The following is a 25,478-nucleotide window of genomic DNA, read 5'->3' on the forward strand; positions in this document are numbered from 1 at the left end:
AGCTAATTGCCTTGAATAATCTCAGTACGTTCAGCATCGGTGATCCATTTGATGCTAACTGCGGTGGCCAACATTGCGTCATTCCAAACGGTTGGCGCTGATTCGTGCCACAACTTCACTAATTCGAACATTTGACTATGCATGAGCTACTTCCTCCTTTGGTTGTGCGGCTAATGCTTGTGCGATTTGTGCACCGAGCAAGGCCTGTTGTTGTGTTCCTGCGTCTACTTTCTGATCTAAGGCGGCCACTTGAGCTGCCAGTAGCGCCGTTGCATCAGGAGCTGCGGCGTGTTCCGGTTCATCAGTCCACTCTTGCTTATCAGTATCAAAATAAGGGTGTTGACCGTCAGCAATTGGCTCAACTGAAGTTGTTAATTGCGCTGCTGTTACGTTGGCCTTTTTGATACAGTTAACAAAGTGATGATTATTGTCTAGTAAAATTACTTCATCATTATTTAATAGCATTATTTGTCCCTCTTTACTTTTTCCAAATTGTTCTGAAGTTAATCATTAGTCGATTTGTACCGATGCTATCAGTCATTGGCACGTCGCTGTATGGATAAATGTAAAATGTGTGATTTCTAGCAAAAACATGGCAGCCAATGCCATTAATAAATTCTGAATAAACTCCATTGCCAGCGGAAAAAGAATCAATTAATAAGTTCTGAGGGACTGTGAATATTTGCATAATAGCGTCGGCTTTCAATGCTTGTGTAAAGTAAATTTCCACTGATACGCTCGTGTCGGCGTACTGGTCCGTTTCTAAGCTAATAATTTCCGGTGTGTTGTCGTTGTCAAAAACAGCATTTCCTGATAGAAGAATGTCTGACTGGCCATAAAAAGTAAGCTTTCTAGCTTTGTTAAAATTGTTCCAGTCGCTAAGTTTTCCACCATCGGGAGTATTAAAGTCAGGCGCAATAACAACTTGATCACCATTATTTTTGACTACGTTTTGTGCTTTTGCATCGGTGTCAGCTTGTTTAGCTGCTACTAAGGCTTGATTGGCTACGTCCTTAGCTGTTTGTGCAAGCGTGTTAGCTGAATCAAATTTTTCGATGCCTTGCTGTGCAACACTATCAACACCTTGCAAGAACGCTGCGGCTTCATAATTTGTCATGCTTGAGCTATCTTGAATAACTTCAAAGATAACCGGAATTGAACTGATTACGTTGCCACTACCATCAACCAATCGTAAGTAACAGCCTTGAGTTAAGCCAACTGCTTGATACACATTGGCTGGTGCGGTAATTGAAAACAGCCCCAAATTGACGTTAATCGGATTCCAATTTCCTGCAATCTGAATGGTGTTACCTTTTGCGTCTTTACCAACAATTTGCGGCTGTAAACCGTCAATACTGTAGGCAACTATGCCAGTTCCTGCTTGATTATCTTGAACTGTCTTAATCCGTGCCGTGCGTGTATCACCTTGACGGCCATTTAACTGGTTAATCTGAATAACTTTTGTGTCATCGTTGAAATTCATGTCAATGACTTCGAAGTTCCCGTTGTAACCTGCTGGTACAATTGTGCGTCCTGCTGAATCTTGTGCCATTTTTTAACTTCCTTCCATTTGTGCATAAAAAGGACTGCCACTACAGTCCTACATCAATAATTGTTTGATTTAACTTGTCTAATCGTTGTTCAATTTTAGTAACTAGGCGGTTATACATCTTTACCCATTCTGCATCAATCAGCAATGCGTGGGGCACCATGCTCATGTTCAAGGTCTCATCAGCCTGTGCCACGTTGTATTGACTAACATACTTGCCAACCGTGTTAAGCGCCTCAAACGCGACTTTAAAGGCAGCCAACATTTGCAGTCGAAAATCGCGGTCGAGCTTATCCGAAGTGATTAATGGTACCTGTTCAACTGAAAACTGTGAGCTACCATAGTTATCTGCAACCGTTCCGTTAATACTAAGCAATGTATCGTTAATCGCCGTTAAGGTCTGATTAATAACCGGTTTTAAATAAGCGGCATTGTCAATTCGAAACAAGTAATTGTACCTAATGTTAGCAATGTCGAGCATTAGCCCTGCATGCCTTATTTGAAATGGATCAACATTAACACTGCTTAGCACTTGGTAATTGCCATAAGTCAGAAAGTCCGGTGACTCGATTGGCTTCATAGCCTCTCCTAAATGTCCCGCCGAATGCCAGGCCGTCTTGGGATCATTTGAAGCACCAAATGGGTCAAGCAATAGGCGGGGGCCAAGTTCATCACTTAAAAATAACTCTGGGCCTTCAAACGCGTAGCTATTCTTGTCTTCATTGATATTGGCAGGTTGCGTAGTATATGGGCCTAACATCTCGGTCGCCGTGGCATAGTGTAATGAGCTTGTGCCATCGGTTTTGTTATCATCAAAAAACAGATGATACTTTCCGTTGAAATAAGTCAGGTTACCATCAATCGTACTTAGACTAATGATGTCACCAGTCAACTGACGTTCAGTGCCTTCAACTGGGCCAACTGCTGGATCGAAGTCGGCTACATACAGGTTCATTGTCCATTGATCATCAGTCCCCTCTGGATTGCCAGCATAGAGCACCCGTACTATTCCTCGATTGTCCGTGAAGAACTCCGGTGCCCAACAATAATTGTGCAACTTCCATGACCAACTCCAATTCATATCGTCATAGTGAACGAAGTCAGTTGTCCGCAATAAACCAGTTGTAAAAATAATGTAGTACGTGTCACCTATCTTTACTATAGATGGGTCGCGCACTTGATGGTCTGGGTACGCCGTTGGTAACTGACGCCATGTCATTCCGTCGTTGCTAAGCATCATACGTAATCGGCCACCCCATGTCCCCCACAAATCTTGACGTTCTTTGAAAGCGGCCATGACATACTTGTAGGACTGCATGATCTCCAAGGGCGTCCTTGGATTGTGGATAAACTCTGCCACTCTTTGACCCATCAAATCATAAGTAGCCTGCGTTGGATGAATCACACCATCGCCCAATGTGGTGGCATGATTAGCAGCAGTGATAATCGGGTCAAGACGCCAATCAAGTACATTGATCCCGTACGAAACATACACATTAGTTAGTTCATCAATGAGTTCATTTTCAGTGTAGTTTGAATTTTTAACCGTGTTCTGATTAGGCACCCCAGCAAAAACAGGTGTTGGTAGAATCCCAAACACTTGTATGTTCGGTGCTTTTGCCAGCAACGTTTCTAACGCAACAGCCAGTTGCTTAGTGATCGTATCAAGACTATCAGAAATATCGTCGAAATCGTTCACACCATACCCGATTGATACTGCATCATAGGGCGTGAAGTCAACTGATCGAATGTTTGGCAGCAAGTCCGAATCACGATCGCCAACTATTTGACCACCACCCCAGCCCCAGTTTTTGACGGAAATGTTTAATTCCTTACCAATCCAGTATGACATTGGGTGAGCAACACCTTTGGTGCCGTCCCATCCTTGGGTGATCGAATCCCCCAGCATAATGAGTGAGCTAACCATCAACCTTCAACCTTCTTCCATGTCACTTTCCCATCGTTATCAATCGTTGGCGCCCATATGCTACCATCTGGTGATGTTAGCCGATTGGCCTTATTCACCATCTGCTGAATATCTGGCTTGGCAGCTTGGATTGCATCAGCTAAGTCTTTCTGATCTATCGGTTTCCACCGGTTTAATATTTCTGCCTTTGTTTTGATACACCCACCCCCTAACCGACTAAATATGTGATGACACCGCTTAGATAACTGTTTGAATCATAGCTTTGACCAGCAGCAGGTGCGTCAATATTAAAACTGCCATCTGTTTCCAAAGAATATCTTACATTTCCACCACGTGAATAATTACCCCATATTGGCACGCCTAGTGCATATTCAGGCGGTATGTTGAACGCGTTTCCCGTTGCAATATGATCAATATAGAATTCAATCGTAACGACCTGCCCCAAAACACGGTAACGCACCCCGCCATATTGTTTTTCTGGCGTGTTATTCGGATAACTACTGCCATCAACACTAATCCAACCTGTATCGTCGTTCAAAATCTTGTTAATTGGTGGCAAATACATATCTAGATCAACATACTCCGAATATAACGCAACTTTCTGGCTCATACCATGTGAACTTGCTATCCCAACCCGACCGTACTTACCAATGTCAGATGCATCAATCAGATCATCAAGCTTAAGTGTGAAATCCGTACCTGTAATGTCCTTAGTCACACTCTTGTCAGCAGTTCGCTTGTCTGTGTAAAAGAACACCTTTAGTGTGCCGGATTGTCCCGTAAAGTCACGATACAGTAAATGATATTTACCGTCAGATTTGGGACTAACAATCTCATACGAGTAGCCAGGTGAATAGTTTTGTAATGCTGTTTCAGGCGTCCCGTCATCATTGATACTTAAGTTTGGTGCTTGAGCTGTGAACTGGTTGATGGGAATGACATCCCCACCCAAACGACCTAGATCACCGTCTTTACCAACATCACCCTTGTCGGCCATCTTCTGCCAGTTCGAGCTTTTGTCAGGCTCATCACTCAGCGTATTGTTAGTCGACATATAACTGGCCCCTTGATAAAACACGACGCTCATGCGTTCATACTGCGTTGTGGCACTCCATGTGCCATTCAGCGTTGGGAACACCTTGCCAATGTCCGCCATTAAAATGTCACCTCCGTAATCAAATGTCCTTTCTCATCTTCTCTGAAACTTATCTTCGTTAAATACAAATTCATCATGGCACCAGTTATCGTGCTGTCGGTCGTTGGTGTGGTCTCATAGTCCAGATGCCCCGTAGTAAAATTAGGTGTCACCTTTAACCCTTCCATGAGTATCTGCATCGCAAAATTACTGTCAATTGCTGGTAATCGACCGTCAATAGCAGTCTGAACAGTAGCAATCGTCGCAAACGTGGCTTTCGCTTCGTCTTTAGTAAAGCTGTCGCCGACGTTGGCCTTATTGCCTAACTGAGTAAGCAATCGTTGAATGATGGTATTGCTACCGTTATAAGCGTCTTGCAATTCCTTGATAGTGTCTAATGCCGCGTTGACATCCCCGCCATAAATCTTATCTTGCAGGTCACCAATCGCTTTGACGATTGCGGCGTTTACTTCATCCTTGGTGAACACTTTATTCGGGTCGAACTTGTTCAAGCCATTGATGGCAACACTTACTTCACCCTTAGTCGCAAACTTGGCATCTTCCTCGCTTTTAAGATAACTGTCACCTACATTCGCCTTATTACTTAATTGTGTAAGTAAGCCCGCTAAAACAGAGTGATCACCACTCAAGGCATCAGACAGCTCTTTCAACTGAGCTATGGCCTTTGCGTAATCGCCATTCAAGAACGTGGATAAAGAATTCTGAACCGATTGGCTAACGTAGTTGTTAACCTCGTCTTTTGTGTAGACAGTATTCGGGTCAAAAGTTGGCAGGTCAGTTTTCATCGCAAATTTAGTGAAGTCTGGTAGCTCACTTTTTACTACATAACCTGCCAGTGACGCTTGCGTCAGATAGCCACTCAAGTTAGGCTTTTGAATGCCAGCAATGGCCGCGTCCAGTGCGGGCTTATCGACCAAGCCATCAGGTTTACCAACAACGGCATCCCAAGCAGTAATCGGCCAGTAAACCGTCCCGTCAGCTTCCTGTAAATAGCGCTTATGAGTTTGGTTGGTACTGGACATCACTTACACCTCCATCAATCGTTTTTAAACCCGGAAAATGTTCTTCATTGACACGAATGTTGTTCGCAATCGCAGTCAGATTAGTTATCTGGTTATCGTGGTCACGTACTCGATTACTCAACGTTAACGAAATACTACGTAACGCTGCTGACGTGTTGTCTAGCGTAATCGTTGGCATCGACGCTGGGTTATACGGATTCTGGGTAATTCCTGTCACCGTAACCTCACGTTCCAGTCCGATGCTAGGTGCACGTAAATACCAGCCATCCCCTTTATTGATTACAGTTCGACTGAGATACTGCATCGTCAATTGCAATGTTGGTTCGGTCTGTAACGTCGACTGAACATACTGTTGCATTGACCCTTGGTCGGTAAATCGTTCATCAGACATAGCTGGTCCACGATGCAGACCATACTTGTTGATACTGTCTTGATTGGAAAACAAAAACTTAACCTGGTAGTTACCCTTGGTTAAGTCATTGTTTGAAGAACTATTCTCGTTATCAACTGGCTTACCATAGCACCAGCACTGGTTAATCAAGTTACTTGAGTCCGTTGACAGATGAACCGCGTCCGTATTGCCACCATAAACAAACATGTTGTTGGTCTCATGACGAAACGTGTCACGTGAATAAAAGTGAATATGCAGATTGTCTGGCACCATAACAGCACCAAACTTGTCTAGATAACTCGTCAAGAATTCGAGAAACGAGGTGTTCCCCAAGTTCTCAATTTGTACTGACTGAAAACTACCGTCATAATCAACCGTCACACCCTGATCATTGCCATTCACAAATTGACTGCAAACATCTTGAAACGAATAGGTCAGCGTACCAGCATTGATATCCTCTTTACGAACATTCTTTAGCACATCATACATAATGTGAACAGCCTTGACCTGATTAGTGAGGATACCGGCATCAACAGCTGGACTAGCCTGTTTAATGACGTATTGTTGCCCACCATAAACAATCATGTTTTGCGTTTGTAATAAATTGAAAGCAGACGTGTACCCTGGCAACAATCGTGCTGTCAACGATAACTCCATCGACTGGTTCAGCGACCAAGCATCCTGAAATGAATCGTGTGCGTCATTAATGTTCAATCGTTCCTCGCTATTACCATTACGTTCACGCACCACCAATGAAGGATAACTAAACATAATAGAACGGCGTATCGAAACTAACAGTGCCATCAGTACAACCAGTCAAGGTGAACTGATTAGCACCACGCTGTAATGAGATGATGCCGTGATTCGTATCAATCCCAGATTGTTGACCATTGATGAATGGATTTACACCAGCCAGTTTGAGTTCATCCCCTGTGCTTACTTGACGATTACACGTGAACGTTTGCCCTGTCGTCTGATTAGTCAGCGATGGCTTACCATTCGCATGAATCGTGATCACTAACGGGTGCTGTTTAATATCGGGTTCAATCATAATGTCGCCAAAATTCATCACAGTAAAACTATCTGTGTTGAACGTATACTGTGGCACACTACCAGTCATCTCAATACCTTGGCCTAACGCCCAGATTGGTGAGTCAAAATCATTTATCTGTTGCGTCGTTCCCAACGTTTGACCAACCCCAGCAGAGTTGTTGAACGTCACAGTGGCATAGAAATCCTTGTCGTTGGGATACGTTGGCTTGAACGTCTTGGCTTTCACTTTAAACTTCAAACCAGCATGATTAGCAAACGTAATCCAATACTCATCACGGGCGTACAGAAAACGTTCTAGTGCTTGATAACCTAGCGACTGGTCGTTTTCATCTTCGCCAAAAGCATAGAACTGTGTCACAATGTCCCGTTGATCATAACGGGAAGCCATCAACGTTTGACCGTCTTGTTGACCGATTACTTGATACGTTTCAGCTGGCGTTAAATCAGGTAGTACAGCATCATACATATAAACGTTCTTCAAATCAGGAACATCAAAGCATGACACCCAGTTCACACCGTCCGTGCTGATAGCATACTCAACTGGATTGAATGGTAACTTGTTGTCGGTCTCACTGAACCGATAAGCATGTGGTTTATTGGTACTTTGCGAAAACACTTGCACGATACGCGCCTCCTTTCTTTTATGATAAAATTAGGCCATCAAACAAAGCGAGGTAATGATGATGCCATTATTCGGTAAAAGTGACAACAAACCTAAACTAATTGAAACTGTTGGGCCAGTGCCAGAAGGATATCATTCTGAAAGTATACTAATTTCAGAAGAAATAACTGCTTCCGGCATTGGAGCACAGTTAAAAGTTCTAAAAGACCTGCAAAGTAAATGCCGGGAAAGAAATTTAGACGGCTTCGCAAATTTGAAATTCACTGCCGCGGGAGCTGAAACAGGAGCAAAAATAACCGTTTTTGGCTATGCAGATGGCATCAAACAAAACTAAAGACACCCCAGCGGGTGCCTTTTTATTATGCTTGACCTTGCGCTTCGGCCATTCGATAACGACCAGCGCTTAAACGCTCAGTCGTCTTAGTGACCTTTTCGCCATCCAGGTATGTGTCATCATTCTTATCACGAATTTCAGTCAGCCGTTCAATAATGGTATCTAACAACTTGGTTGATATACCTGAATGACTTTCATCTGATTGAGCGCTAGCAGTGTTAACTTGCATACCTGTTGCAGATGGTGTGGTTGCGTTGCGTAATTGTGGCTGTTCTTGTACCGTCCGTTCATAAGCTTCATTGATGAGCTGCATGGCATTACCCATCCGAGGGTTAACCACGAACTCATCCCCATGTTCAGCGATTGGCGCCAATTGAGGGGTAGTCGGATGACCACCAGTCCACCAACCATGACCCTGACCGATATAGTTCCATGTCCCCATAGCGTCCAAACGACGAATGGCGGCAATGATCTGATCAAGTCCGCTCTTGATGTTGGTGTGACCACCGATAGCCCACTGTCCGAATGTCTGGGGTATGAATTGCAGTAACCCTTGTGCAGGATTACCGTTCGCCATATTTACATCCCAAACTTTTTGAACAATATTGTTATCCCCACCAGATTCAGTAGCGATTTGAGACAGCAAATGACCAATCTGCGAACCAGAAAGCGGTGCATGATGCAAAATATCAGTTGCTTGGCCAATAACTGAACGCCAACGATCAACTGCTGGCCCTGATGGTCCATTAGTATTCTCGGACTCAATTTTTTTCTGAGTTTGGCTCAGCATGTCTTTGAATTTATCGACTGCAACGGAAGCAAGTTTATCGATTGTGCCCGTGGCTAAGTCACCAAAGCTAGCAGCTCCTTTGAACAGTCCATCAGTCGCTTTATGCAAGACCTTTGAGATATTACCTAGCGGGTCTTTCATAAATTTTTCAACAGCGTCAGCCTTGTCGCCAATCCATGAACCGATGTCAGACAGTTTACCCTTTGTCCAATCAATGGCGTCACCAACAATCCCACCATCAGCATAGTGTTGGACACCGGCTGAATGCATGATGTTAGCCGTCTCATCCCCATTGTAGATACGAGTACCAACTGGTAGCGGCATAACAGCGTTACGTTGATGAGACATCTTCAATTCTCCGGTAGGCAACTGTAATAGCTCTTTCCAGTTCTGACCAGCTCCATCGTTAATCATGGACAAGCGAGTATGAACCACACCACCCTGAGCGAACTTAACCGGCTTCAAGTGATGAATGCTGGTCTCATGTCCGGTAAAGAACTTCCAAACTGTATCAATGGCATCAACACCAGCGTTAATAACGTTTAAGACACCGTTAATGCCATCTTGTGCTGCACCCTTGATGCCTTTCCAAATGCCGCTAAAGAAGTCGCCTAATCCTGACCACATTGAACGCCAAACAGTGTTGATGGCGTCAAGAACATGACTGATAACATCAAGAATCGTGCTCATGAAACCATGAATAGCTCCAGAGATACCGTTCCAAATATCGGTGTAATAGGCTTTAATGTCACCCCAGACTTTATTCCAACGTCCATGGATGATATCTGACACTAATTTAATGATGTCAGCAATCGCATTCATCGCACCAAGAACGAGTGGTTTCATCACAGCCCATGCCATTTTTAGGATAACAACGATAGCATTCCAAACAGCACGCCATGAGCCCTCGATGACCTTAAGCGCACCAGAGATGACACTCTTAATGACTGCCATACCAAGGTCAACAATTGGTTTCATGATTGCCCAAACAACTTTGAGATAGGTCGAAACCAACCCCCAGCCAATCTTCCAAACATCAACAATCAAATCAATGCCCAGTTGAATGGCAGAGCTAATAATCTTCATACCAACGGAGACAACGGGTTCAATCTGTTTCCAAACACTTTGAACGGCTTTAACCACTTCATTGAAGAACGGTCCAAAGGTCTTTCGAACCCAGCTAATTGCATCCCCCAACCACTTAACTGCATCTTTGTAGAACTGTTTAATTGAATCCACAATCCCATTCACAAAATTTCTGAATTTAGCATTGTGTTTATACAGCTCGACCAAGGCAATCACAATAGTTGAAATAGCTGTAATCCAAATCGTAAATGGAACAGCCTTTAATGCGGACCCAAAAGCTGGAAAGATTTTACCTGTTGAGTTTAATGTGTCGCCAAACGCTGCAATTGACTTCTGTGCGGTAGAGAATGCAGCCGTTTTTTCAAAAGCCTTCTGCAAGTCTTGAAAGCCGCTTATAAATCCCGTAATTTTCTTCACCGCAAAGGCGGCTACCAGAATCTTGCCGAACTCTTGAATGGCACTTTTGTGTTTCAAGATTGCATCCAAAGCTGATTCAATCTGTTTCAGTGGGTCACCAGACTTCTTAGCGCTATCACTGACCAAACCAAACGCACTTGCAATATCTTTAACGATGCCACTGACCGTTGACCAAATCGATTTTGCCAGAATAACTACAATTTGGGTCAGATCTTGGATAATCCCATTAATGTCTTTTTGATGCGCAGCAATATAGCTAATCACATTAGCTGCTTGCGTAGCCATGTATGACAAGCCTTCGCCAACTGAATGAGCCAGAGCCGTCATATCTTTGGACTGTAATAGGTTTCGAACAGATTCTAGACCTGATGTTTTAGTATCAACTAGCGGTTGCATAAGTGTTGATTTAACACCCATCCATCCGCCTTTAATTTGTGCCATGACCCCTTCGCCGGTTTTACCAAAATCAGCAAATGTTTGGCTAGAATAGGCACCAATCTTAGCAATTGCTTGAGTAAATTGATCAGCTGAGATGCTGCCGTCGGCGACTGCTTTCTTTAATTGGTCTTGGCTCATATTCAAAGCTGAAGCTAATTGCTTAGGTAAGGCCGGAGCTTGCGCAGTCATCCGAGCAAAGGCCATACTCGTTAACTTTCCCTGTGATTCTATTCGTTTAAATGAACCAGTTAATCCATCGGCGGTCTCAGAGCCCTTGCCAGAGGCAACCGCCAAAGCTGTAACACCACGTGTTAAGTTTTCGGTTAAGCCTGCCGAACCCGTAAATCCGTAGAATTGTTTCTGAATATTCTTAATGTCTCCAGCAGCAAATCCACTCTCATTACGCAATTCAACCATGTTGTTGGATAAGTCTTTAATTTGGTCTTTAGGTACACCCATTGCCGACCATGCACGAGTAGTCTGTTCACCGGCCTCAGCTAACTCAAGACCACTCTTGGCTGACTCAACAATCTTGCTCCCTAACGTCATGACTCCAGTACTAATCATTGAACCAACAAAAGTACCCGTTAATACATCTTTTAAACGACTGCCAGATTTACTGGCTTCAGACGTTGCTGTATTAACCCGTTTAATTGGCTCCGTCACTTCATCGGTAACTTTTAGATTGGTATTGTGGGTAGTTGGGACATCCCCGATATCCTTCTTGAAATCTAGAATCTTGTTAGCTTCAGTAGTGGCATTGACCTTAACTAAAGTGTCTTTCGGCAAATCTTTAATATTTGTTTCGAGCTGTTTAGCACGGTCAAGCGCTTCACTGGTGTTAGCAGTAACTTCAAGTTTCGTATCTTTAGGAATGCTGGTCATTTGGGATTGTAACGCCTTAGCGTCTGTTACAACCTTGTTGATGGATTCTGAACCGGATGTGCCTAACATCTTGTAGGCATCTTCTAGAACTTTCGTTGGACTCACAGATCCATTTACTAAGTTACTAGCGTCGGTTAGCATCTGTTTGACACGGGTTAATGGACTGGTGACGTCATCAACGAATGACCACCGAACCTTTTGGTCAACTACATAATCGGCACTCACTTGCTGTCACCTCCGTGCATTAACTGATAAAGCATCATGTTTTGGTCGTTACGAGCCTTCTGTTGCTTGATAAAGTATGGGTCAAACTGCTGTTTAATCTTGGCTTCCTGCCGCTTCAAATTCTCTGTAATTTGTTGTTCGTAATCTTGATTCTTCTCACCGTCCGCTAGCAGGACAGGCCGAGTAAAACTAGCAGCTTGCTTTTGCGCATACAAATCATCAATTCGAGCCAGTAACGCACCTTTTAACATGGTGTTATATTCATGAACCGTCATATCGTAAAAGACATTAACGTCCGTCACGCCGATATAACGACGGGCACCTTCTAGCCAATTTGAGAGGTCGTTGTCTCCGCTGCCGATGCTTCCTGTGGTGCCGTCATCTTGTCGAAGGCGTTCTCGCTGTCGTTGATTTGATCCAGACCGACTTGATAGCCCGTCTTCTGGTTGGCCGCTGCCGCTGTATCGTTGTCGGCCAATGCGTCTAACTGTGCTTGCAAGATGGTCCGCAATTGTTCGTTGCGTTTCTTCCAAGCTTTGGCCTTGATCTTGAAAAAACCACTGTTGTTTAATGCATTGACTGCATCACGGAAAGCCGCATCCTCCGAGTCGTTGTCTTTAAATACTTGGTCGTCCAGTGCATCAAATAAGTCATCGTCACTTGGGTGGTCACCAGCTAAGGCAGCTTCATAAAATGACAGTAAAGCATCGGGGTCGGATTGAACCAAACCCGTAATCAAGTTGCTAAAGCCTGACTTGTCATTGTCATCCCCAAGCTTTTTACCTAAGACTGACCGAAATCGAAAGTTAATCCGTGGTGTGAGTGATTTACCGTTAATGTTTAGTGCTTGCATGATTTAAAAATCCTTTCCTGTTTAGAAGTTACTTACCAGTTGTGGAAGAACCAGTTGTCGAGCCCGTTGAACCAGTGTTTGATGTATTACCAGCTGGTTGTGATTCATCTGGCAATTGAGTTGTCGCACTGTTATCACCAACATCTTGGCCATGACTAAATGCGTAAAGCGCTTGACTCATGACATCAAATGACCCGTCAGCTAAATCGCCTTCTTTAATTCGTGCGGGTGTACTGTTATCACCTTCCGTGTCTACAGCTTCGCCCTGAACTTCAAATGTCGTGTTGGATTGTGTAATCGCACCAACACCTTCTGTAATTGGCAACTGTGGTACTAGGCACTGTGAGTATTCAGCCTCTGCTGTACGATTAGGCGTTGTTCCCTGTAGCGTGTTAAAGTCCACCTTCCAAAGATGAATAACTTCGCCTTTAGACCAAGCGTCATTCAATTCGTGATATAGTCCATCATTTTGTGTGTAGACCAAGTTCACGACTCGCTGTTGTGTCTTAGCACCAACGGCTTTCAGAGTGACCGTCTTAGTCTGCACATTAGTGGCCGTCCGTGTGTTAGTACCAGAGCTGGCACCTTGTAACCCTAAAACTTCTGGTTTACGTGACTTCGGCCAACTATCACGCTTGTAAAAGTAAATAATCTTATCCGCAAATTTAGGACTGATAACTTCAGTCGTTGCTCCAATTCCTGATGGCATATTTCTGCCCCTTTCTAAAATAAAAAGACGCCTAAGCGTCTCAGTTAATAACTAACTTGATAGTCCACTAGTATCGGCACATGAAAAAGTGTCCGGTCTTCTAGTGAATTATCAGTGATGATCCGACTTGAATAATGTGTTGCTTTAAATGGGTAGTTCAACCCAGTAAGCGACTTCAAACGGTCAGTAACAACCTGTTGCAAGTTGAGTGCATCTCCGTAGGAATCATGATCAACATACAAGTCAGCAGTCAACGTGATTTGGTTTTGACTAACATACTTCAATTGGCTGACATCAACACTATCAGCAAGACTTAAATCAACTTGTGGAAAATGCAGATTGTCGTCATCGTCACTAGGCAATAGAACTAACACATCAACGCCCTTTAATGCTTGCTGTGCGCTTAGTATCAAGTCCACGGCTGGATAGATAGCTTCCATGTTAAGCCTCCTCACTGGCCTGTTTGAGAGCCTTGTGGGCAGTTTCATTTAGATTGCTCCCGATTGCATCCCCAGCAGGTTTCATGAAAGGTTCAGCTGCCATCTTCTTCGTACCAAACTCGACTGCCTGACCGTACTCATAGCCTTTCTTTGACATGGCTTGCGGTGCAATTTCAGTTTGCATCCCGTTTGAGCTGTCGTGTGCTTCGATACTGCGCATTAAGTTCCCAGTTGGTACATAACCGGACTTCTTACCACCGACGTTAGCGCGTTCAATCTCACGTGCTTTACCCTGAGTGGCAACACCAGCGTCATGAATGACCTTTTTTGCATTCGTGTCCATCGCAAATTGCAAGCGTTGAAGACGTGCGACGCCTTCACCAGAACCAACTGATGCCATTGTGTGCATCAAATTCTTAATCGGACCCGACCAGTCGTCAGTCATCCGATAACGAACTGTCGGAATGTGTTCATTGTTAGTTGCCACTTAGATCACCTCCGACTATTTGCTTATCGACGACGATATAAAAGTCAGTCTTGTGTTGATGATGAGCGATTTTAGTAATGGCGTAGTTAGGTTCAAACGACTTGCTGTCCATTCCTGACAGACCGATTCGTTCTGCTAAGTGTTCACCAGATACTCGAACAATGCGAGCATCCGCATAAACTTTACCGAATGCTGTCATCTGTCGTTGGTCGCCCATTTGATTAATACGTGCATCAGCAATGGTTTCAATTAACTTCGGCGTTTTCTTACGGTTCAATGAACCAGTGGGCGTTGATGACTGGTTGCTGAGTAGATAAATTTTTTCAATCCTCAATCCCAAGTCACCACCGATCCAAGTCGATTAGCACCAGACTGATTGTCCACATACTTGTTCAACAATGTGGCAAATGGCTTCATGTCATCATCTGAAAACGTGAAGGACAAGCCTTCTTCTGATGTAGCGGTCGTGCCCTCTGCACCTTCCTGAACAAATTTGGCAGCGGCCATCTTACGAATAACGCCGTCGAGTTGTGTTGGTACATCCACGTTGTTGATGAAGATGCCAATAGCGTCTAACGCATCCCCAATATACAGAGTTAACTTTGCATCAAGTTCAGTGTCACTATCCTTCAGGTCACGCATCAACTTCACGCCGGCAAGTAAACTCTCGATACGAGCCTTTCGTTCATCATCAGTCATAGTGCACCTCCGCTAACTACTTGCCTGAACCGGACGTTGTGCTACCTGTTGAGCCAGATGTATCTGTTGCTGGTGTTGCACCGGCAGTCGTGTCCAAGATAAAGACAGAATCAGCTTGTTCAAACGATGGTAAGGACATCATGGAAACTTTAGTTTCAACGTTTACTGGGTCAGCTTTCGTCATAGTCGTAACCGCAACACCAGTATCAACGATACGAACTTGTGCAGCAGATGAAGCCAACAGGTCAGCCTCTTCAGGCGTTGTCCCAAAGTGGGTTTCACCAAGGTCAACGGCTGGCATAAAGATTGCTTTACCATCTGGGATAAACTTCGTGAACTTGCCATCAGTACCCACGTAACCCTTGTCGTAGATGGCGAAGTCCAAACCATATTCATCTGAGATGTAGCTCATAATAGCGGACTTAGGTAACACAACGTTTGTCTTACTTGCAGCATTAGCTAACAAAGTAGACTTGATTGAGTCATTGCTTGCCAACGTGTTCCATGTTGCACGGTTCATCAAGACACGACTAATCGTGGCACCAGTCTTATTCGCAATCTGGTCAGTAATACGAGTGAAGTCATCGAATGGATTGCCTTTTGCATCCCCCCAAGCAACCTTTGAAGCACCGATATTTTCTTCTGGCATGTCATAATCAATTGTCATATCTACACCATTGCCAGAAACATGTGCGACACCAGTCGTTAAGGCTTCCATCCGAATCATTTCACGACGTAATGCGGCACCCTGAATCAGCTCAACATCGTCGTCAAAGATGTGGGCAATAATCGTGTCACGTAATGTTTGATCAGCACTGTTACCCAACATCAGTAATTGTTGACGTAACTTTTCATCCACATACTTAGATTCTTTAAAGAATGCCAAGTCTTGGGTTAGTTTGGTCAGTCCTTTACGGCCACGTGGTACAACGTTTGAATCAAAGCTAGATGGTGCTAATGCAACTGGCGCGCCAGAAGCACCCTTTAACCAATCCATCTCCATCCCCACCTGACGAACATTAGGGAATAAAGTTTCACCTAAAAAGGGTTGTTGTTCTTGGGCAATCGTTTCCCAGTACGCTGCAATGTTTGTAGCGTTGACTAAATCAAAAATATTCATAACTGTTTATCCTCCTATTGCCGGTTAAAGAACGTAACTTTACCAGCAAGTGACTTTTTAGCAGCATCTGACACAGTGACGTTCGGAATACGTGCTGTATTCACAAAGCCAAAAATGATCACGGTACCAGTCGAATTACCAGCAGTAACATCAACGTCATGTTCTAAGACACCCTGCGCATTAGTATCTTGACCTGCTGATAACACAGCTTGTGAGTCATCTAAGAATGAAGCTGACCCTCCGACTACTGTTCCAGCAGGAATTACTTTGCGGCCAAAGTTGTCAGCCGTTACACCAGTTGAACCAATCAAAGCAGGCAAGGCCACTTTATGTTGTACGTTTCCCAGAACTTGATTTTCTGAGATGAAATCATGTTTAACTGTCATGAGTTAAACCTCCTTATTTGTTGCCAAAGAAGTCATTTGCTGTCTTCTTCGGATGAGTTGCTTTCGCTAATTTTTGGGCGAATTCAGTGTCGTCATGATTGCTACCATTGTTTACGGATTGACCTGGATTGCGATTGCCTTTCAAACGTTCCTCGACACCTGCTTGAACTGCCTTGTTGAATGCCTTACCGAAGTCCTCAACATGCCGTGAACGTTTGTCAGCGTCGTTGTCGGTTAGCATTTCTGCAAAGTCTTCTGGCAAACTGTTCTTAGCCAATAAGTCACGTGTTGCACTGACTGATTCACGGCGATTCAATTCAGCTTCACGCTTATCCAGTTCGGCTTGGTGTGCCTTTTGGTCGGCTGATTCACGTTGCTCTTCGGTCATCTTGGCACGGCTCTCACCGTCTTTACGAGCTTGCTCCAGTAACCCTGGCAATGATTTGTTTTTGAAGTCATCCATTGCGCTAGAAATTAGGCCACGTACATCTTTACGGCTAAAGGTCTTGTCCGCACCGTCGGAGTCATCCCCACCATTGCCATCTTCATGCTCACCGTCATTATTGTTTGATTGAGTGTTCGACGCGTTGGTGTTGCTGCCCTCACCGTTACCGGCCTGTGCTGGTTCAGCAAAGTACTGTAAATTCATTGGTAATAATCGTGTAAACATAATAAATTCCTCCCGAATACTTTCTAAGTGGTATAACTATCAGCTGTTCTTTTACGCCCGCCGCCGAAGAAAGGGCATAATAAAAGACCGTTCAATCACTGAACAGTCTTAATTCAATCCATAATATTTTGGCATCTTACTAAAATCGACACTGTAATCGTCATCAGTTACTTCAATAATCGTGCACTGACAGTTCGGATGAAACGGTGGCAGCGTCACACCTTCACTAGCTTCATCCATACTGAACTCTTTGCCATCTAATCCTTCGCACTCTTCACAGGTATTGGCCGATAGTGCTGCTTCAATCTTATATCGCTTAACACTGCGTTGTGTGAAGTCATCAACCAGTCGCCGTGAGAATTCACCACTAGATTCTGTTCGTAGAATGCGTTCAGACCGCTTTTCGGATGAATCAAGTTTGGCCGCAATCTCCTTACGAAAGTCCTGTGGCTTGTAATGATTCTTCAACACATCATCAACCTGATCGTCTAGCTGTCGCATTAACGCGGATTTTTCTTTATAGATACGATCTTGCCATGACGTACCCTGCCACCCTGGGTGATGGTCACCCACAATCTTGCGCACTGCATGTTCGGTCTTAGAACGTGAATAGACGGGCTTGTTGGGTTGTGGGTTAACTTCTGGTGCTCGGTCAACATGGTCTAGGTTATCCTGGACAATTTGTTTTTCGCCGAGTGCCAATTGAACCAAAATCAGGTTAACCTTTTGCTTGGCAACATCCCCGTATGTCTTCATACGTTCATCACGAAACGTTTGATTTACAAAAGGTCGTTCATCCATGGCCGCATTCACAGCTACCTTAGCAATATCGTCCATCAGCTCTTGTATCTGAGACTTTGGAGCAGGTGACGACCAATTAACCTCATCAGCAATAAACTCGCTCAAAGCGTTAGTTATGTCGTTACTGGCAGTGCTGAACAAATCAGCCAGTTCAGTGACACGTTTGTCGTTCTCACCGTAGACTTGTTTGGCAAGCTTCAACACATCTTTACGTTCCACTACTTACCACCACCCTGTTGCTTTCGCTGATTAGCAATTGCTTGCAAGATGGCTGTTTGCTTGTCTTGTTCAACGGACTGTACACCAGTTGGTTCAGGATTGGTTTCATCCCCGTTACCGTCCGATTCTGCCGTCATGCTATCTGATTCTGATGGTTTCCCAAAGCTGTCAGGATAATCACCCGGCATTGTGACTCTCGGTTCAGAATCGGCTTGTGCGTCCATCCGTGACTGCTCTTCATCGGGATCGATACCAGTAACTGGTTGCGCCATCTCCCACAGCGTTTGTTGACTGAAATCACCAGTCTGTGACAGCTTTTGTACATTACCGACAATCTCTGAATCATTCTTCGGCAGGTTAGGCGTGAAGACCGGCGTGATGTTCTCAATCAAGTCAGCGCTCTTAATCTTGCCTAGCGTGTACCAATAGTTTCCCAGTAAACGTAAGCGACGCATAAGACCACGTGCATACAGCTCTTGTTGGGTCGCTCGTTCTTGGTCGCTACCCCACAGTTTGTAAGACATCGCCACACCAGACGCATTACTAGCAAAGTTTTCATCTGCCACATTCGGTGAATTCGTAAACTTATGCATGTTATCAGACAAGGTCTTCACATAAGCGTTCCAAGTGTCAATCGGCAGCTCTTTCGTCAAATACTCTGCTTTAGGTGGAACGACTGTGTTACCACCCGTACCGTTTTGAACTTGTGCAGGTTTCAACCACATATATCTGCTTAACGAATCAATATCAGGATGTACTTTTGGTTTTCCATTTTCATCAGTACCAAAGTCAAATTCACCCGAAATAACTAACGTTGCGTTGCTAAAGTCTTCTTCGCTGTTCGCCATTTCAGAGATTGCTTTGTCATAGGCATCGAAGTTATCCATTTCACCTTCCCAGTCACCCAACCGCTCGTCATTGTTGACGTACTCAGTCACTGGCACAGCACCGAAGTAATGTTCTTCAAGGCTATCTTTTTGTTGCGGATCAAAGGTTAATTGCGAGTTTGGATAACCGGTTGGTTGATAGTGAATGATGTGGTCAGCCGTATAGACATCGACATACCACAATGGCGTCTCATCGTCTTCTACATAGTAATAATGCACAGCAAACAGTGAATGCTGTTCAGGGTCCGTGTCATAGACAACAAATGCTTCACTAGGATCTAACGCCATGACGTAAGGGTCGTTAGTATCCTTATTGACATAACTCAACTCGTAAGCACGTCCAGTCACTGACAGGTTCTTTTTCATGACCTTTTCGTGGTAGGCTTCGTTCGTCCGTTTATCAAAACTTTCAACAACCTGGTTAACTGCATCCCTGTCAGTATCATTCTGATTGGAGTCATCGTTGTACTGAAAACGGATTGGATTACCAAAGGTATACCCAACCCGCATGTTTGTAATATATTTCGGCATCTCATTAGCAATCCGGTTATCCGCACGGTTAATTGCCTTGCCTGAATTCCAAAACTTAATGTCATTAGCACCAATATAGTAACGTTGCATAGCCAAAATACGCTTTAGTTGATGTGTGTAGTGACGATTAATAAATCGACTCACGACATCCCCTAAAGCGTCTGGATCATCTTTTACTTGTGCAAACTTATTGGCATCAATCTTAAACGTTCGGTTGGCATCTTGGTCAAACCGTGGACCATTTAACATCTTCACGTCTGCATTCTTGGGGTAAAACGACCAAGGTTGCATCGTAGATGGTGCATTCGTATCATTTGCCATAATTCACCTAGATTCCTAAATTTCTTAATGCGGCGGCCTGTTGTGCATGACTCACCGTGTTTGGTTTGATTCGGTCAATATCGTTGTTCAACGCATAAGCAGTTGAATCAATCGTGTGGTCATTACCATCTGGATACCCGGCCTTAAAGTTGCCATTGCTATCCCGTGCTAGCTCATAGCCACTAAACTCCCGTGCAGCATTCGGGCAGCGAATCGGGTCAATCACAATTTGTCGTAAGTCCTGTAACCACTTGTAGTTATGGTCACGTGAACCTGGCCCTTTGATTGCACCGACAACGTTCAAACCCAAGTCGTTAAACTCTGCAATTGTTCTTGGTTCACGGTCAGAGATAATCTGGTCGTTCATCGGATTTAACTTTTGAATGGCGGCAACTGCTTCACGGTTCGTCATCCCCACCTGATAAATCTCATTGTAGATATACAAAACTCTACGTGTTGGGTCATAATTCTCCAACATATAGGCAATTGGGTCATGTGCGAATCCGTAGTCTAGTCCCTGCTTAACATGGTCGAAATTAGCAATCTCATCATCAGATATTTCACGTAAATCCAAATTTGTAAATACTTCAGCACCCGTACCAGTGACTTCGCCAAGATATTCGTGATCATAAGCCTTTGGATTGTCCTTTTTAAGCTGTTCAGCATCCGCTATGAACTCTTTACCCAACCACTTAGGATTCACGGACAAGTAGTCTGAACTATGCACCAGCGTGTCTTTACGAAACTTCTCGTGTGTTACTGCCTGATTGACCCAGTTATTTTGGCTTGCCGGTGGATTGTAGGTGTAAAACGTAATAATTCCCGAACCGCCACGGTTAAGCGATTGGTTAATACTCCGGATTTCAGACGTTCCTACAAATTCATCAGCTTCTTCGTAATGCTTATACTTAGTAAACCCATGACGAAACTTCTGTGACTTAATCTTCTTTGGCTTGTCAGCACCCTTAAACCGTATTTGCTGACCAGTGGGGATGTACGTTAGTTGCAATGGACTTGTTGACGTTGCCCACAAGTGACTAACCTCTAATGCGTCGATAGCCCACAGATACTGGTCATAAACGGACTCGCGCATGGTACCGAAAACTTTACGTAACACAACGGCGTTGGCATCAGGATCAACCATTAAGCCAAGCACAATCTCCAATGAGACAAATGATGACTTAGTTGAACCACGTCCACCTTTCAACCAGTAATTTGAATGTTTGTGATGCTTAACGTCCTGATGCAATCCATAAAAAGAAGGCGCGATAAGTTGGCTTAGTTTAGCCATCCCCATCATCGCCTTGTTTTGGGATATCATCAGTGATCGTCACTGGACCAACACGTGCATTGATTTCCTGACGCTCAGTAAACAACTTGTAGTACTTACCCAAATCCTCTAACGCCTGAAGCTGGGAGCCTGTGTCCGGAGCTACTGTGGTCTCGGTATCGTACTCAATCACAGGATTACCGTCGTCATCATGTTTTGTCTTATCAATCCGCCTAAACACAGTAGTGGTTGGTGTGCCACGAGCAATGTTAGTCAGTCGTTCAATGACCTCTTCTTGACTCATTTTCTCGTTCAATTTGAGTTCATTGAGGCGAGTGGAGAGATACTCCGACACGTTAACATTGGTTAACAGACGACTAGCAGCCGCACGCTGCGTTGCATTCGTTTTTGCCGCATATCCAGCCTTACGATATGCGTCGGCTGCGTTCAAGGTTTGCAAATACTCGTCTGCAAACTTTTGCTGCTTTTCAGTTAATTTCGCCATAATATCTCACCACACTTTCTATGATTAACATCATTTGATTAGCTTGTTGTCCTTAATAACTTGATACATCACATTGCCTAACGGGTTCACAAGACTTTCACTGTTGTAATCCTCGTTACCAACCTCATACAACATTGCATGAACAAGCTCATGTATTAATGTTTGCTGCGTTCGTTGTACATCCATGCCTTTACGCAACCAAATTGTGTCGTTAGGAAAGTCAGTCATGCCAAGCAACGATTCATCATTTTCAATCAGTCTGCTTTGCAATTTAACTTTGTACTTAACTCCTAGAACGTTTACGTTCTTTGGTAATTGCATTGTCAGTCCTCCATGTTCTCGTTTTGCTTGCACTAGAAAAACGCCGCCCATTTGGACGACGCACATTGTGCTTCTTATGTTTCAACCAACGCTCAAGATCACCATCAATCTTGGCCTCTTCGCGGGTTATGTATCCGTACTTAGTCTGTTTCATCACTGCCCCAAAATAAAAACCGCTCTGTGAGTGAGCGGTCGTCAATGTTAACAACAAAAATTAAGAGAGGAGTACCTCTCACCTCTTTTCATTGTTTTGTTTGGCATTTGCCAACGGGAACAAGTGGACTCGAACCACCGACCTCATGATTATCATTCATGCGCTCTACCGGCTATCCCAATAGATTTGCTTTGCTAGCTGATTAGGCTAGTTTCGCATCTCGTAGATAACACACTGAGCTATGCCCCCTAATGAGTTATCATTTCAAACAGGTTTCACCATTTAATCGGAATAGATACTCCCTGCTCTACTTTGATAATCTCAATGCCGTGTGGCGGATTCGAACCACCTAATTCAAGCTCCCCAGCCACGGCACTTATTACTTAGTTATTTGATGTTACCAATATAACACCTGAAACCAATCTGTGATTACGACAGTATGCCAACAACCTTCCGATTTTATGCCAATGTTTTTAGCTGTTCGTAAATCTCGCCTTGTTTGTATCCTTCTGCGAATCTGAGCAACGCTCGTCGTTTGTAGAAAGCATACCGTGAAGATTGATAACCAAGGTGAGCCATCACTTCCACATCAGAATACTCGGCAGGATCAACATACAAATCGAATAACACTTGCTTACTCTTATTGTCGCAAAGCTGAATCGCCAATAGAATGTCCCTCAGCTCATTCTCTGCATCTAACCTCTTAGCCATTCGCTCTTCTACATGATTGCTGTACGATGGCGACTTAGGCTGTGCATCGAATACTGGTGACTTTAGTTCTGACATTCGTTTACCTGCTGCACGCATCAGCTTGCCACACTTACTTAGTTCGTGCTTTGAAGCCTCAATCACCGCATCCTCATTCACATTCCCCGCCATCCTTTGCTATAATGAGTTGTCGAGCAAATAGTTTGGAATGGCCGTGTCCTTGGGGATGCGGCTTTTTGTGTGCCTAGTTGGCAGATTGACCAAGACTTATATTAAGCTGATCTTGATACTGTTGTCCTTTAATTCTTGTGCCATGTCTATACGCTCCTGTCGTGCCCTTTAAGGGCTTCTATTTTCACTTGGTGTATTTACTTACATAATGATTTAAACCTTGTCAAACACGTTCTAATTAGCTCGTATGCCACATTGAGTCGCTCATCGTCAATTCATGGATCACTTGATTCTTTTCGGCCGTGCTTAATTCGTTAATTGCTGAAACGAGATAATACTGTTCATCGTTTGTGTGTCCTGCACTCATTCTCATAAACTTATTGCTGGCCCACATGATTGTTCGCCATATATCGTTATCGTGATCCTTCAAACCACCGGCCAGAAAATCAAAGTAGGCCTTGCGACAACGTTCATGCTCGATTGGCGTTAATACCTTTCTACTAGTCAATAGTTGGTCGCCTCCATCCAGTTATAAAATACGTCATTTCTGATGATTGGCTTTGGTGTCTTAGCCTTGCCAGTTAGATTAAGTTGCTTTGTCACACCGATACATGCGGCTTTGAAGTCGTGTTTACGAACCACTACTGCTTCAACTGGTACGCCTGTGTGCATAGCGAATAATCGGAAAGTAATGCGATTGCCATTATCAATGCCATATATTCCAAATGAGTTTTTAACGTCATAGACGTGCAGGATATGCATAAAATCGTCATAGATAATAAAGTCTGGTGTGTAACGAATGCTATTAATTGTGGCTCCTTGTTGCACAACTTTTTTCTTAGCCAGTACGAATTTAGGGTGGACAGATACATGTTTAGGGTCAACCTGTTTGAGAATGAAACGCTCGTAGAAATCTAGCTCCTTTTGGCTATCAAACTTCTGTCCCCATTTTTCAATCTTGGTGCCACGTTTGTTCAGCGCTGTTGGTGAGTTCATGATTTCGGCCCGCCTCCGTTTTTGTAATCAGATATAACCATGATAGCAAGCACTAATACGATTAACATTTTATTTATATCGTTCATTCGTCTTCTTCCATCTCACCGTAATAGTCTGAATGGTAGTTACCCATAACCTGTTTAAAATCGTCAACATGCTTCGAATATAGAAATTCCACAATAACTGCTGCCTCAGTAATACCATAATGGTTGTTGACAGCGACTACCGAACCAGTGTGAAGCTCGTGCCGATCTTTAACGTTACTGGGCAAGGAGTATAGAAATTTGTGGTCGCCTAGCCCCCGTGCTATCCGTCCGTACTCTTTTTTGAAGAATCGGACTTTTACTGCGTTGGTTTCCATAAGTTGATCTCCCTTCCGCTACTTTGATAACGTGACCACGTCTGTGATTGCTGTTGCCAGCTCGCTTATAGCGTCTAATCTCTGCGTCCGTTCCTTGGACTAAAAAGTTACCAACTCTTGCTTGTCGTAAACTGTAAGCGTGGTAACGCTCCAGCCACATACGGTTAATCATCCGTTTTCTTTTGTGCTGCATGTGATTTCCTCCTTACATCATGCCGCCAAGAATGGCACCAACTAAGATGATTACAACAATCCAGAATAAGCAACCGTGCTTTTTCTTGACACCTCATACCAGCCTTCAAATCCAACTACTGGTCTCCATTCCTCAGTCATCGCTATCACACCAGACTTTCTCGCAGTCCTGCAGGCCATAATACTCTATTTCAGTCTCGGTGAACTGCTGGGCGCGTATCATGTAGCCTTTGTTGAATAACCACGACGCCCATGTCAGTGTCCCCTCTTGTTCCTTCGTCCAATAGTATTTATCGTCACCACACCATTTTTTCGGCACCTTCACATTGTATTTCTTTTCCTTTGCCACGGTGTAGCCGTTTACGTAAGCTTTCATCAACAGTTCTTCGTCATCAGATTTGCTAGAAATATAGCAAGCCGGAAGCTTATCGTTATGCGCCTTTTCAATGATTTTTGCTTGTTCCTTGGTTAGCACTACCTTTTCAGGTTCCTCAATCAAAGTGACAACGTGGCCACCATACTTATCAGCCACTAGTTTAGCCTGGTCTTTACTATTTGTGGTCGAGCTAAACACGCTGCTTAGTTCCCGGTATTTCCCTTCATCGTTCTTTACCGCGTACAGTTTTTCTTCACTCATTTTTCTTCCTCCAGTTTATTTAGCACTGACTGACTTCACAGCCTGATCTGAATAGTCCCTGATGCTCTGTGCGTCTTTGATTGCCTGCTGCTTAGCATCAACCTCATAAATTACTAGTGCAAATAGCATTGGAACACCATCACCA

The 25,478-nt window shown here is 44.0% G+C and carries 31 protein-coding genes, 1 tRNA gene and 1 pseudogene; 1 reads left to right on the plus strand and 32 read right to left on the minus strand.

Features of this window, described 5'->3' with window-relative positions; all coding sequences use genetic code 11:
* Window positions 1-2: 2 nt before the first annotated feature.
* From ABUE36_RS10385 to ABUE36_RS10420, 8 genes are all read right to left on the minus strand, one after another.
* Window positions 3-143 (minus strand): hypothetical protein, encoded by a 141-nt coding sequence (locus ABUE36_RS10385; protein ID WP_421016692.1) that lies wholly within the window; start codon window positions 141-143, stop codon window positions 3-5.
* Window positions 136-465, minus strand: a complete 330-nt coding sequence (locus ABUE36_RS10390) for a hypothetical protein (protein WP_421016693.1) — start codon at window positions 463-465, stop codon at window positions 136-138. The genes ABUE36_RS10385 and ABUE36_RS10390 overlap by 8 nt, the downstream gene beginning before the upstream one ends.
* A gap of 13 nt (window positions 466-478) precedes the next feature.
* Window positions 479-1,552 carry a hypothetical protein gene (locus ABUE36_RS10395; protein ID WP_421016694.1) on the minus strand — a complete coding sequence of 358 codons (1,074 nt, stop codon included), beginning with the start codon at window positions 1,550-1,552 and terminating at the stop codon, window positions 479-481.
* A gap of 40 nt (window positions 1,553-1,592) precedes the next feature.
* Window positions 1,593-3,476, minus strand: a complete 1,884-nt coding sequence (locus tag ABUE36_RS10400) for a GDSL-type esterase/lipase family protein (protein ID WP_421017483.1) — start codon at window positions 3,474-3,476, stop codon at window positions 1,593-1,595.
* Between the two features lie 208 nt (window positions 3,477-3,684).
* Window positions 3,685-4,632, minus strand: a complete 948-nt coding sequence (locus ABUE36_RS10405; protein ID WP_421016695.1) for a hypothetical protein — start codon at window positions 4,630-4,632, stop codon at window positions 3,685-3,687.
* On the minus strand, window positions 4,632-5,654 hold the full coding sequence (locus ABUE36_RS10410; RefSeq protein ID WP_421016696.1) for a hypothetical protein: 1,023 nt from the start codon (window positions 5,652-5,654) through the stop codon (window positions 4,632-4,634). The genes ABUE36_RS10405 and ABUE36_RS10410 overlap by 1 nt, the downstream gene beginning before the upstream one ends.
* Window positions 5,629-6,849 (minus strand): phage tail protein, encoded by a 1,221-nt coding sequence (locus tag ABUE36_RS10415; RefSeq protein ID WP_421016697.1) that lies wholly within the window; start codon window positions 6,847-6,849, stop codon window positions 5,629-5,631. Before ABUE36_RS10415 ends, ABUE36_RS10410 begins: the two co-directional genes overlap by 26 nt.
* Window positions 6,809-7,720, minus strand: coding sequence for a phage tail domain-containing protein (locus tag ABUE36_RS10420; protein ID WP_421016698.1), 912 nt, complete (start codon window positions 7,718-7,720; stop codon window positions 6,809-6,811). The genes ABUE36_RS10415 and ABUE36_RS10420 overlap by 41 nt, the downstream gene beginning before the upstream one ends.
* A gap of 55 nt (window positions 7,721-7,775) precedes the next feature.
* Between ABUE36_RS10420 and ABUE36_RS10425 the strand changes: the two genes are divergently transcribed.
* Window positions 7,776-8,054, plus strand: a complete 279-nt coding sequence (locus ABUE36_RS10425; protein WP_178942774.1) for a hypothetical protein — start codon at window positions 7,776-7,778, stop codon at window positions 8,052-8,054.
* 25 nt (window positions 8,055-8,079) lie between these two features.
* Here ABUE36_RS10425 and ABUE36_RS10430 read toward each other — a convergent pair whose 3' ends face one another.
* The 24 genes and pseudogenes from ABUE36_RS10430 to ABUE36_RS10545 form a co-directional block, all read right to left on the minus strand.
* Complete coding sequence (locus tag ABUE36_RS10430; RefSeq protein WP_421016699.1) at window positions 8,080-11,895, minus strand: tape measure protein; 3,816 nt, start codon at window positions 11,893-11,895, stop codon at window positions 8,080-8,082.
* Window positions 11,892-12,197, minus strand: a complete 306-nt coding sequence (locus tag ABUE36_RS10435; protein ID WP_178942776.1) for a hypothetical protein — start codon at window positions 12,195-12,197, stop codon at window positions 11,892-11,894. Before ABUE36_RS10435 ends, ABUE36_RS10430 begins: the two co-directional genes overlap by 4 nt.
* Before the next feature lie 23 nt (window positions 12,198-12,220).
* Window positions 12,221-12,748 (minus strand): tail assembly chaperone, encoded by a 528-nt coding sequence (locus ABUE36_RS10440; RefSeq protein ID WP_421016700.1) that lies wholly within the window; start codon window positions 12,746-12,748, stop codon window positions 12,221-12,223.
* Between the two features lie 28 nt (window positions 12,749-12,776).
* A complete protein-coding gene (locus ABUE36_RS10445) occupies window positions 12,777-13,457 on the minus strand; it encodes a hypothetical protein (protein WP_421016701.1) in 681 nt (226 codons plus the stop codon).
* Between the two features lie 44 nt (window positions 13,458-13,501).
* The gene (locus tag ABUE36_RS10450; RefSeq protein ID WP_421016702.1) at window positions 13,502-13,897 is read right to left on the minus strand and encodes a hypothetical protein; all 396 of its coding nucleotides are present in this window, start codon (window positions 13,895-13,897) and stop codon (window positions 13,502-13,504) included.
* A 1-nt stretch (window position 13,898) separates the two neighbouring features.
* A complete protein-coding gene (locus ABUE36_RS10455; RefSeq protein ID WP_178942780.1) occupies window positions 13,899-14,384 on the minus strand; it encodes a hypothetical protein in 486 nt (161 codons plus the stop codon).
* Window positions 14,374-14,718, minus strand: a complete 345-nt coding sequence (locus ABUE36_RS10460; protein WP_421016703.1) for a hypothetical protein — start codon at window positions 14,716-14,718, stop codon at window positions 14,374-14,376. The genes ABUE36_RS10455 and ABUE36_RS10460 overlap by 11 nt, the downstream gene beginning before the upstream one ends.
* Window positions 14,715-15,083, minus strand: coding sequence for a phage head-tail connector protein (locus ABUE36_RS10465; protein ID WP_421016704.1), 369 nt, complete (start codon window positions 15,081-15,083; stop codon window positions 14,715-14,717). Before ABUE36_RS10465 ends, ABUE36_RS10460 begins: the two co-directional genes overlap by 4 nt.
* A 16-nt stretch (window positions 15,084-15,099) precedes the next feature.
* On the minus strand, window positions 15,100-16,203 hold the full coding sequence (locus tag ABUE36_RS10470) for a major capsid protein (RefSeq protein WP_421016705.1): 1,104 nt from the start codon (window positions 16,201-16,203) through the stop codon (window positions 15,100-15,102).
* A 14-nt stretch (window positions 16,204-16,217) separates the two neighbouring features.
* Window positions 16,218-16,589: a hypothetical protein gene (locus ABUE36_RS10475; RefSeq protein WP_421016706.1), complete on the minus strand. Its 372-nt coding sequence runs from the start codon at window positions 16,587-16,589 to the stop codon at window positions 16,218-16,220.
* Window positions 16,590-16,602: 13 nt separating this feature from the next.
* A complete protein-coding gene (locus tag ABUE36_RS10480) occupies window positions 16,603-17,259 on the minus strand; it encodes a DUF4355 domain-containing protein (RefSeq protein ID WP_421016707.1) in 657 nt (218 codons plus the stop codon).
* 108 nt (window positions 17,260-17,367) lie between these two features.
* The gene (locus ABUE36_RS10485; RefSeq protein ID WP_421016708.1) at window positions 17,368-18,279 is read right to left on the minus strand and encodes a minor capsid protein; all 912 of its coding nucleotides are present in this window, start codon (window positions 18,277-18,279) and stop codon (window positions 17,368-17,370) included.
* Entirely contained in the window at window positions 18,279-20,018 is a 1,740-nt protein-coding gene (locus ABUE36_RS10490; RefSeq protein WP_421016709.1) for a phage portal protein, read from the minus strand. Before ABUE36_RS10490 ends, ABUE36_RS10485 begins: the two co-directional genes overlap by 1 nt.
* Window positions 20,019-20,025: 7 nt before the next feature.
* A complete protein-coding gene (locus ABUE36_RS10495; RefSeq protein WP_421016710.1) occupies window positions 20,026-21,309 on the minus strand; it encodes a PBSX family phage terminase large subunit in 1,284 nt (427 codons plus the stop codon).
* The gene (locus tag ABUE36_RS10500) at window positions 21,302-21,793 is read right to left on the minus strand and encodes a terminase small subunit (protein WP_178942790.1); all 492 of its coding nucleotides are present in this window, start codon (window positions 21,791-21,793) and stop codon (window positions 21,302-21,304) included. Before ABUE36_RS10500 ends, ABUE36_RS10495 begins: the two co-directional genes overlap by 8 nt.
* A 30-nt stretch (window positions 21,794-21,823) precedes the next feature.
* The gene (locus ABUE36_RS10505) at window positions 21,824-22,114 is read right to left on the minus strand and encodes a hypothetical protein (RefSeq protein WP_178942791.1); all 291 of its coding nucleotides are present in this window, start codon (window positions 22,112-22,114) and stop codon (window positions 21,824-21,826) included.
* A 268-nt stretch (window positions 22,115-22,382) separates the two neighbouring features.
* Window positions 22,383-22,517 (minus strand) — tRNA-Ile (locus ABUE36_RS10510).
* 210 nt (window positions 22,518-22,727) lie between these two features.
* Window positions 22,728-23,147 carry an ArpU family phage packaging/lysis transcriptional regulator gene (locus ABUE36_RS10515; RefSeq protein ID WP_421016711.1) on the minus strand — a complete coding sequence of 140 codons (420 nt, stop codon included), beginning with the start codon at window positions 23,145-23,147 and terminating at the stop codon, window positions 22,728-22,730.
* A gap of 238 nt (window positions 23,148-23,385) precedes the next feature.
* Window positions 23,386-23,655 (minus strand): hypothetical protein, encoded by a 270-nt coding sequence (locus ABUE36_RS10520; RefSeq protein ID WP_421016712.1) that lies wholly within the window; start codon window positions 23,653-23,655, stop codon window positions 23,386-23,388.
* A complete protein-coding gene (locus tag ABUE36_RS10525; protein ID WP_421016713.1) occupies window positions 23,652-24,143 on the minus strand; it encodes a DUF1064 domain-containing protein in 492 nt (163 codons plus the stop codon). The genes ABUE36_RS10520 and ABUE36_RS10525 overlap by 4 nt, the downstream gene beginning before the upstream one ends.
* Before the next feature lie 82 nt (window positions 24,144-24,225).
* Entirely contained in the window at window positions 24,226-24,504 is a 279-nt protein-coding gene (locus ABUE36_RS10530; protein ID WP_421016714.1) for a hypothetical protein, read from the minus strand.
* A gap of 243 nt (window positions 24,505-24,747) precedes the next feature.
* Window positions 24,748-24,876: an NUMOD4 domain-containing protein gene (locus ABUE36_RS10535; RefSeq protein WP_421016715.1), complete on the minus strand. Its 129-nt coding sequence runs from the start codon at window positions 24,874-24,876 to the stop codon at window positions 24,748-24,750.
* Window positions 24,830-25,333, minus strand: a complete 504-nt coding sequence (locus ABUE36_RS10540; RefSeq protein WP_421016716.1) for a DUF1642 domain-containing protein — start codon at window positions 25,331-25,333, stop codon at window positions 24,830-24,832. The genes ABUE36_RS10535 and ABUE36_RS10540 overlap by 47 nt, the downstream gene beginning before the upstream one ends.
* 15 nt (window positions 25,334-25,348) lie before the next feature.
* Window positions 25,349-25,420, minus strand: a pseudogene (locus tag ABUE36_RS10545) (endonuclease); the annotation flags it as partial.
* Window positions 25,421-25,478: the final 58 nt, after the last annotated feature.

Source organism: Furfurilactobacillus cerevisiae, assembly GCF_048961765.1.
GTDB classification, from domain to species: Bacteria; Bacillota; Bacilli; order Lactobacillales; family Lactobacillaceae; genus Furfurilactobacillus; species Furfurilactobacillus milii_A.

Excerpts from the sequence above, each read along its gene's own strand:
- ABUE36_RS10440 (WP_421016700.1), bottom strand. The coding sequence starts at position 12,748 with ATGCAAGCACTAAACATTAACGGTAAATCACTCACACCACGGATTAAC.
- ABUE36_RS10415 (WP_421016697.1), bottom strand. The coding sequence starts at position 6,849 with ATGGCACTGTTAGTTTCGATACGCCGTTCTATTATGTTTAGTTATCCT.
- ABUE36_RS10480 (WP_421016707.1), bottom strand. The coding sequence starts at position 17,259 with ATGTTTACACGATTATTACCAATGAATTTACAGTACTTTGCTGAACCA.
- ABUE36_RS10410 (WP_421016696.1), bottom strand. The coding sequence starts at position 5,654 with ATGTCCAGTACCAACCAAACTCATAAGCGCTATTTACAGGAAGCTGAC.
- ABUE36_RS10385 (WP_421016692.1), bottom strand. The coding sequence starts at position 143 with ATGCATAGTCAAATGTTCGAATTAGTGAAGTTGTGGCACGAATCAGCG.
- ABUE36_RS10500 (WP_178942790.1), bottom strand. The coding sequence starts at position 21,793 with ATGGCGAAATTAACTGAAAAGCAGCAAAAGTTTGCAGACGAGTATTTG.
- ABUE36_RS10445 (WP_421016701.1), bottom strand. The coding sequence starts at position 13,457 with ATGCCATCAGGAATTGGAGCAACGACTGAAGTTATCAGTCCTAAATTT.
- ABUE36_RS10475 (WP_421016706.1), bottom strand. The coding sequence starts at position 16,589 with ATGACAGTTAAACATGATTTCATCTCAGAAAATCAAGTTCTGGGAAAC.
- ABUE36_RS10405 (WP_421016695.1), bottom strand. The coding sequence starts at position 4,632 with ATGGCGGACATTGGCAAGGTGTTCCCAACGCTGAATGGCACATGGAGT.
- ABUE36_RS10400 (WP_421017483.1), bottom strand. The coding sequence starts at position 3,476 with ATGGTTAGCTCACTCATTATGCTGGGGGATTCGATCACCCAAGGATGG.
- ABUE36_RS10470 (WP_421016705.1), bottom strand. The coding sequence starts at position 16,203 with ATGAATATTTTTGATTTAGTCAACGCTACAAACATTGCAGCGTACTGG.
- ABUE36_RS10465 (WP_421016704.1), bottom strand. The coding sequence starts at position 15,083 with ATGACTGATGATGAACGAAAGGCTCGTATCGAGAGTTTACTTGCCGGC.
- ABUE36_RS10390 (WP_421016693.1), bottom strand. The coding sequence starts at position 465 with ATGCTATTAAATAATGATGAAGTAATTTTACTAGACAATAATCATCAC.
- ABUE36_RS10515 (WP_421016711.1), bottom strand. The coding sequence starts at position 23,147 with ATGGCGGGGAATGTGAATGAGGATGCGGTGATTGAGGCTTCAAAGCAC.
- ABUE36_RS10425 (WP_178942774.1), top strand. The coding sequence starts at position 7,776 with ATGATGATGCCATTATTCGGTAAAAGTGACAACAAACCTAAACTAATT.
- ABUE36_RS10530 (WP_421016714.1), bottom strand. The coding sequence starts at position 24,504 with ATGGAAACCAACGCAGTAAAAGTCCGATTCTTCAAAAAAGAGTACGGA.
- ABUE36_RS10495 (WP_421016710.1), bottom strand. The coding sequence starts at position 21,309 with ATGGCTAAACTAAGCCAACTTATCGCGCCTTCTTTTTATGGATTGCAT.
- ABUE36_RS10540 (WP_421016716.1), bottom strand. The coding sequence starts at position 25,333 with ATGAGTGAAGAAAAACTGTACGCGGTAAAGAACGATGAAGGGAAATAC.
- ABUE36_RS10450 (WP_421016702.1), bottom strand. The coding sequence starts at position 13,897 with ATGGAAGCTATCTATCCAGCCGTGGACTTGATACTAAGCGCACAGCAA.
- ABUE36_RS10525 (WP_421016713.1), bottom strand. The coding sequence starts at position 24,143 with ATGAACTCACCAACAGCGCTGAACAAACGTGGCACCAAGATTGAAAAA.
- ABUE36_RS10535 (WP_421016715.1), bottom strand. The coding sequence starts at position 24,876 with ATGGCCTGCAGGACTGCGAGAAAGTCTGGTGTGATAGCGATGACTGAG.
- ABUE36_RS10395 (WP_421016694.1), bottom strand. The coding sequence starts at position 1,552 with ATGGCACAAGATTCAGCAGGACGCACAATTGTACCAGCAGGTTACAAC.
- ABUE36_RS10490 (WP_421016709.1), bottom strand. The coding sequence starts at position 20,018 with ATGGCAAATGATACGAATGCACCATCTACGATGCAACCTTGGTCGTTT.
- ABUE36_RS10505 (WP_178942791.1), bottom strand. The coding sequence starts at position 22,114 with ATGCAATTACCAAAGAACGTAAACGTTCTAGGAGTTAAGTACAAAGTT.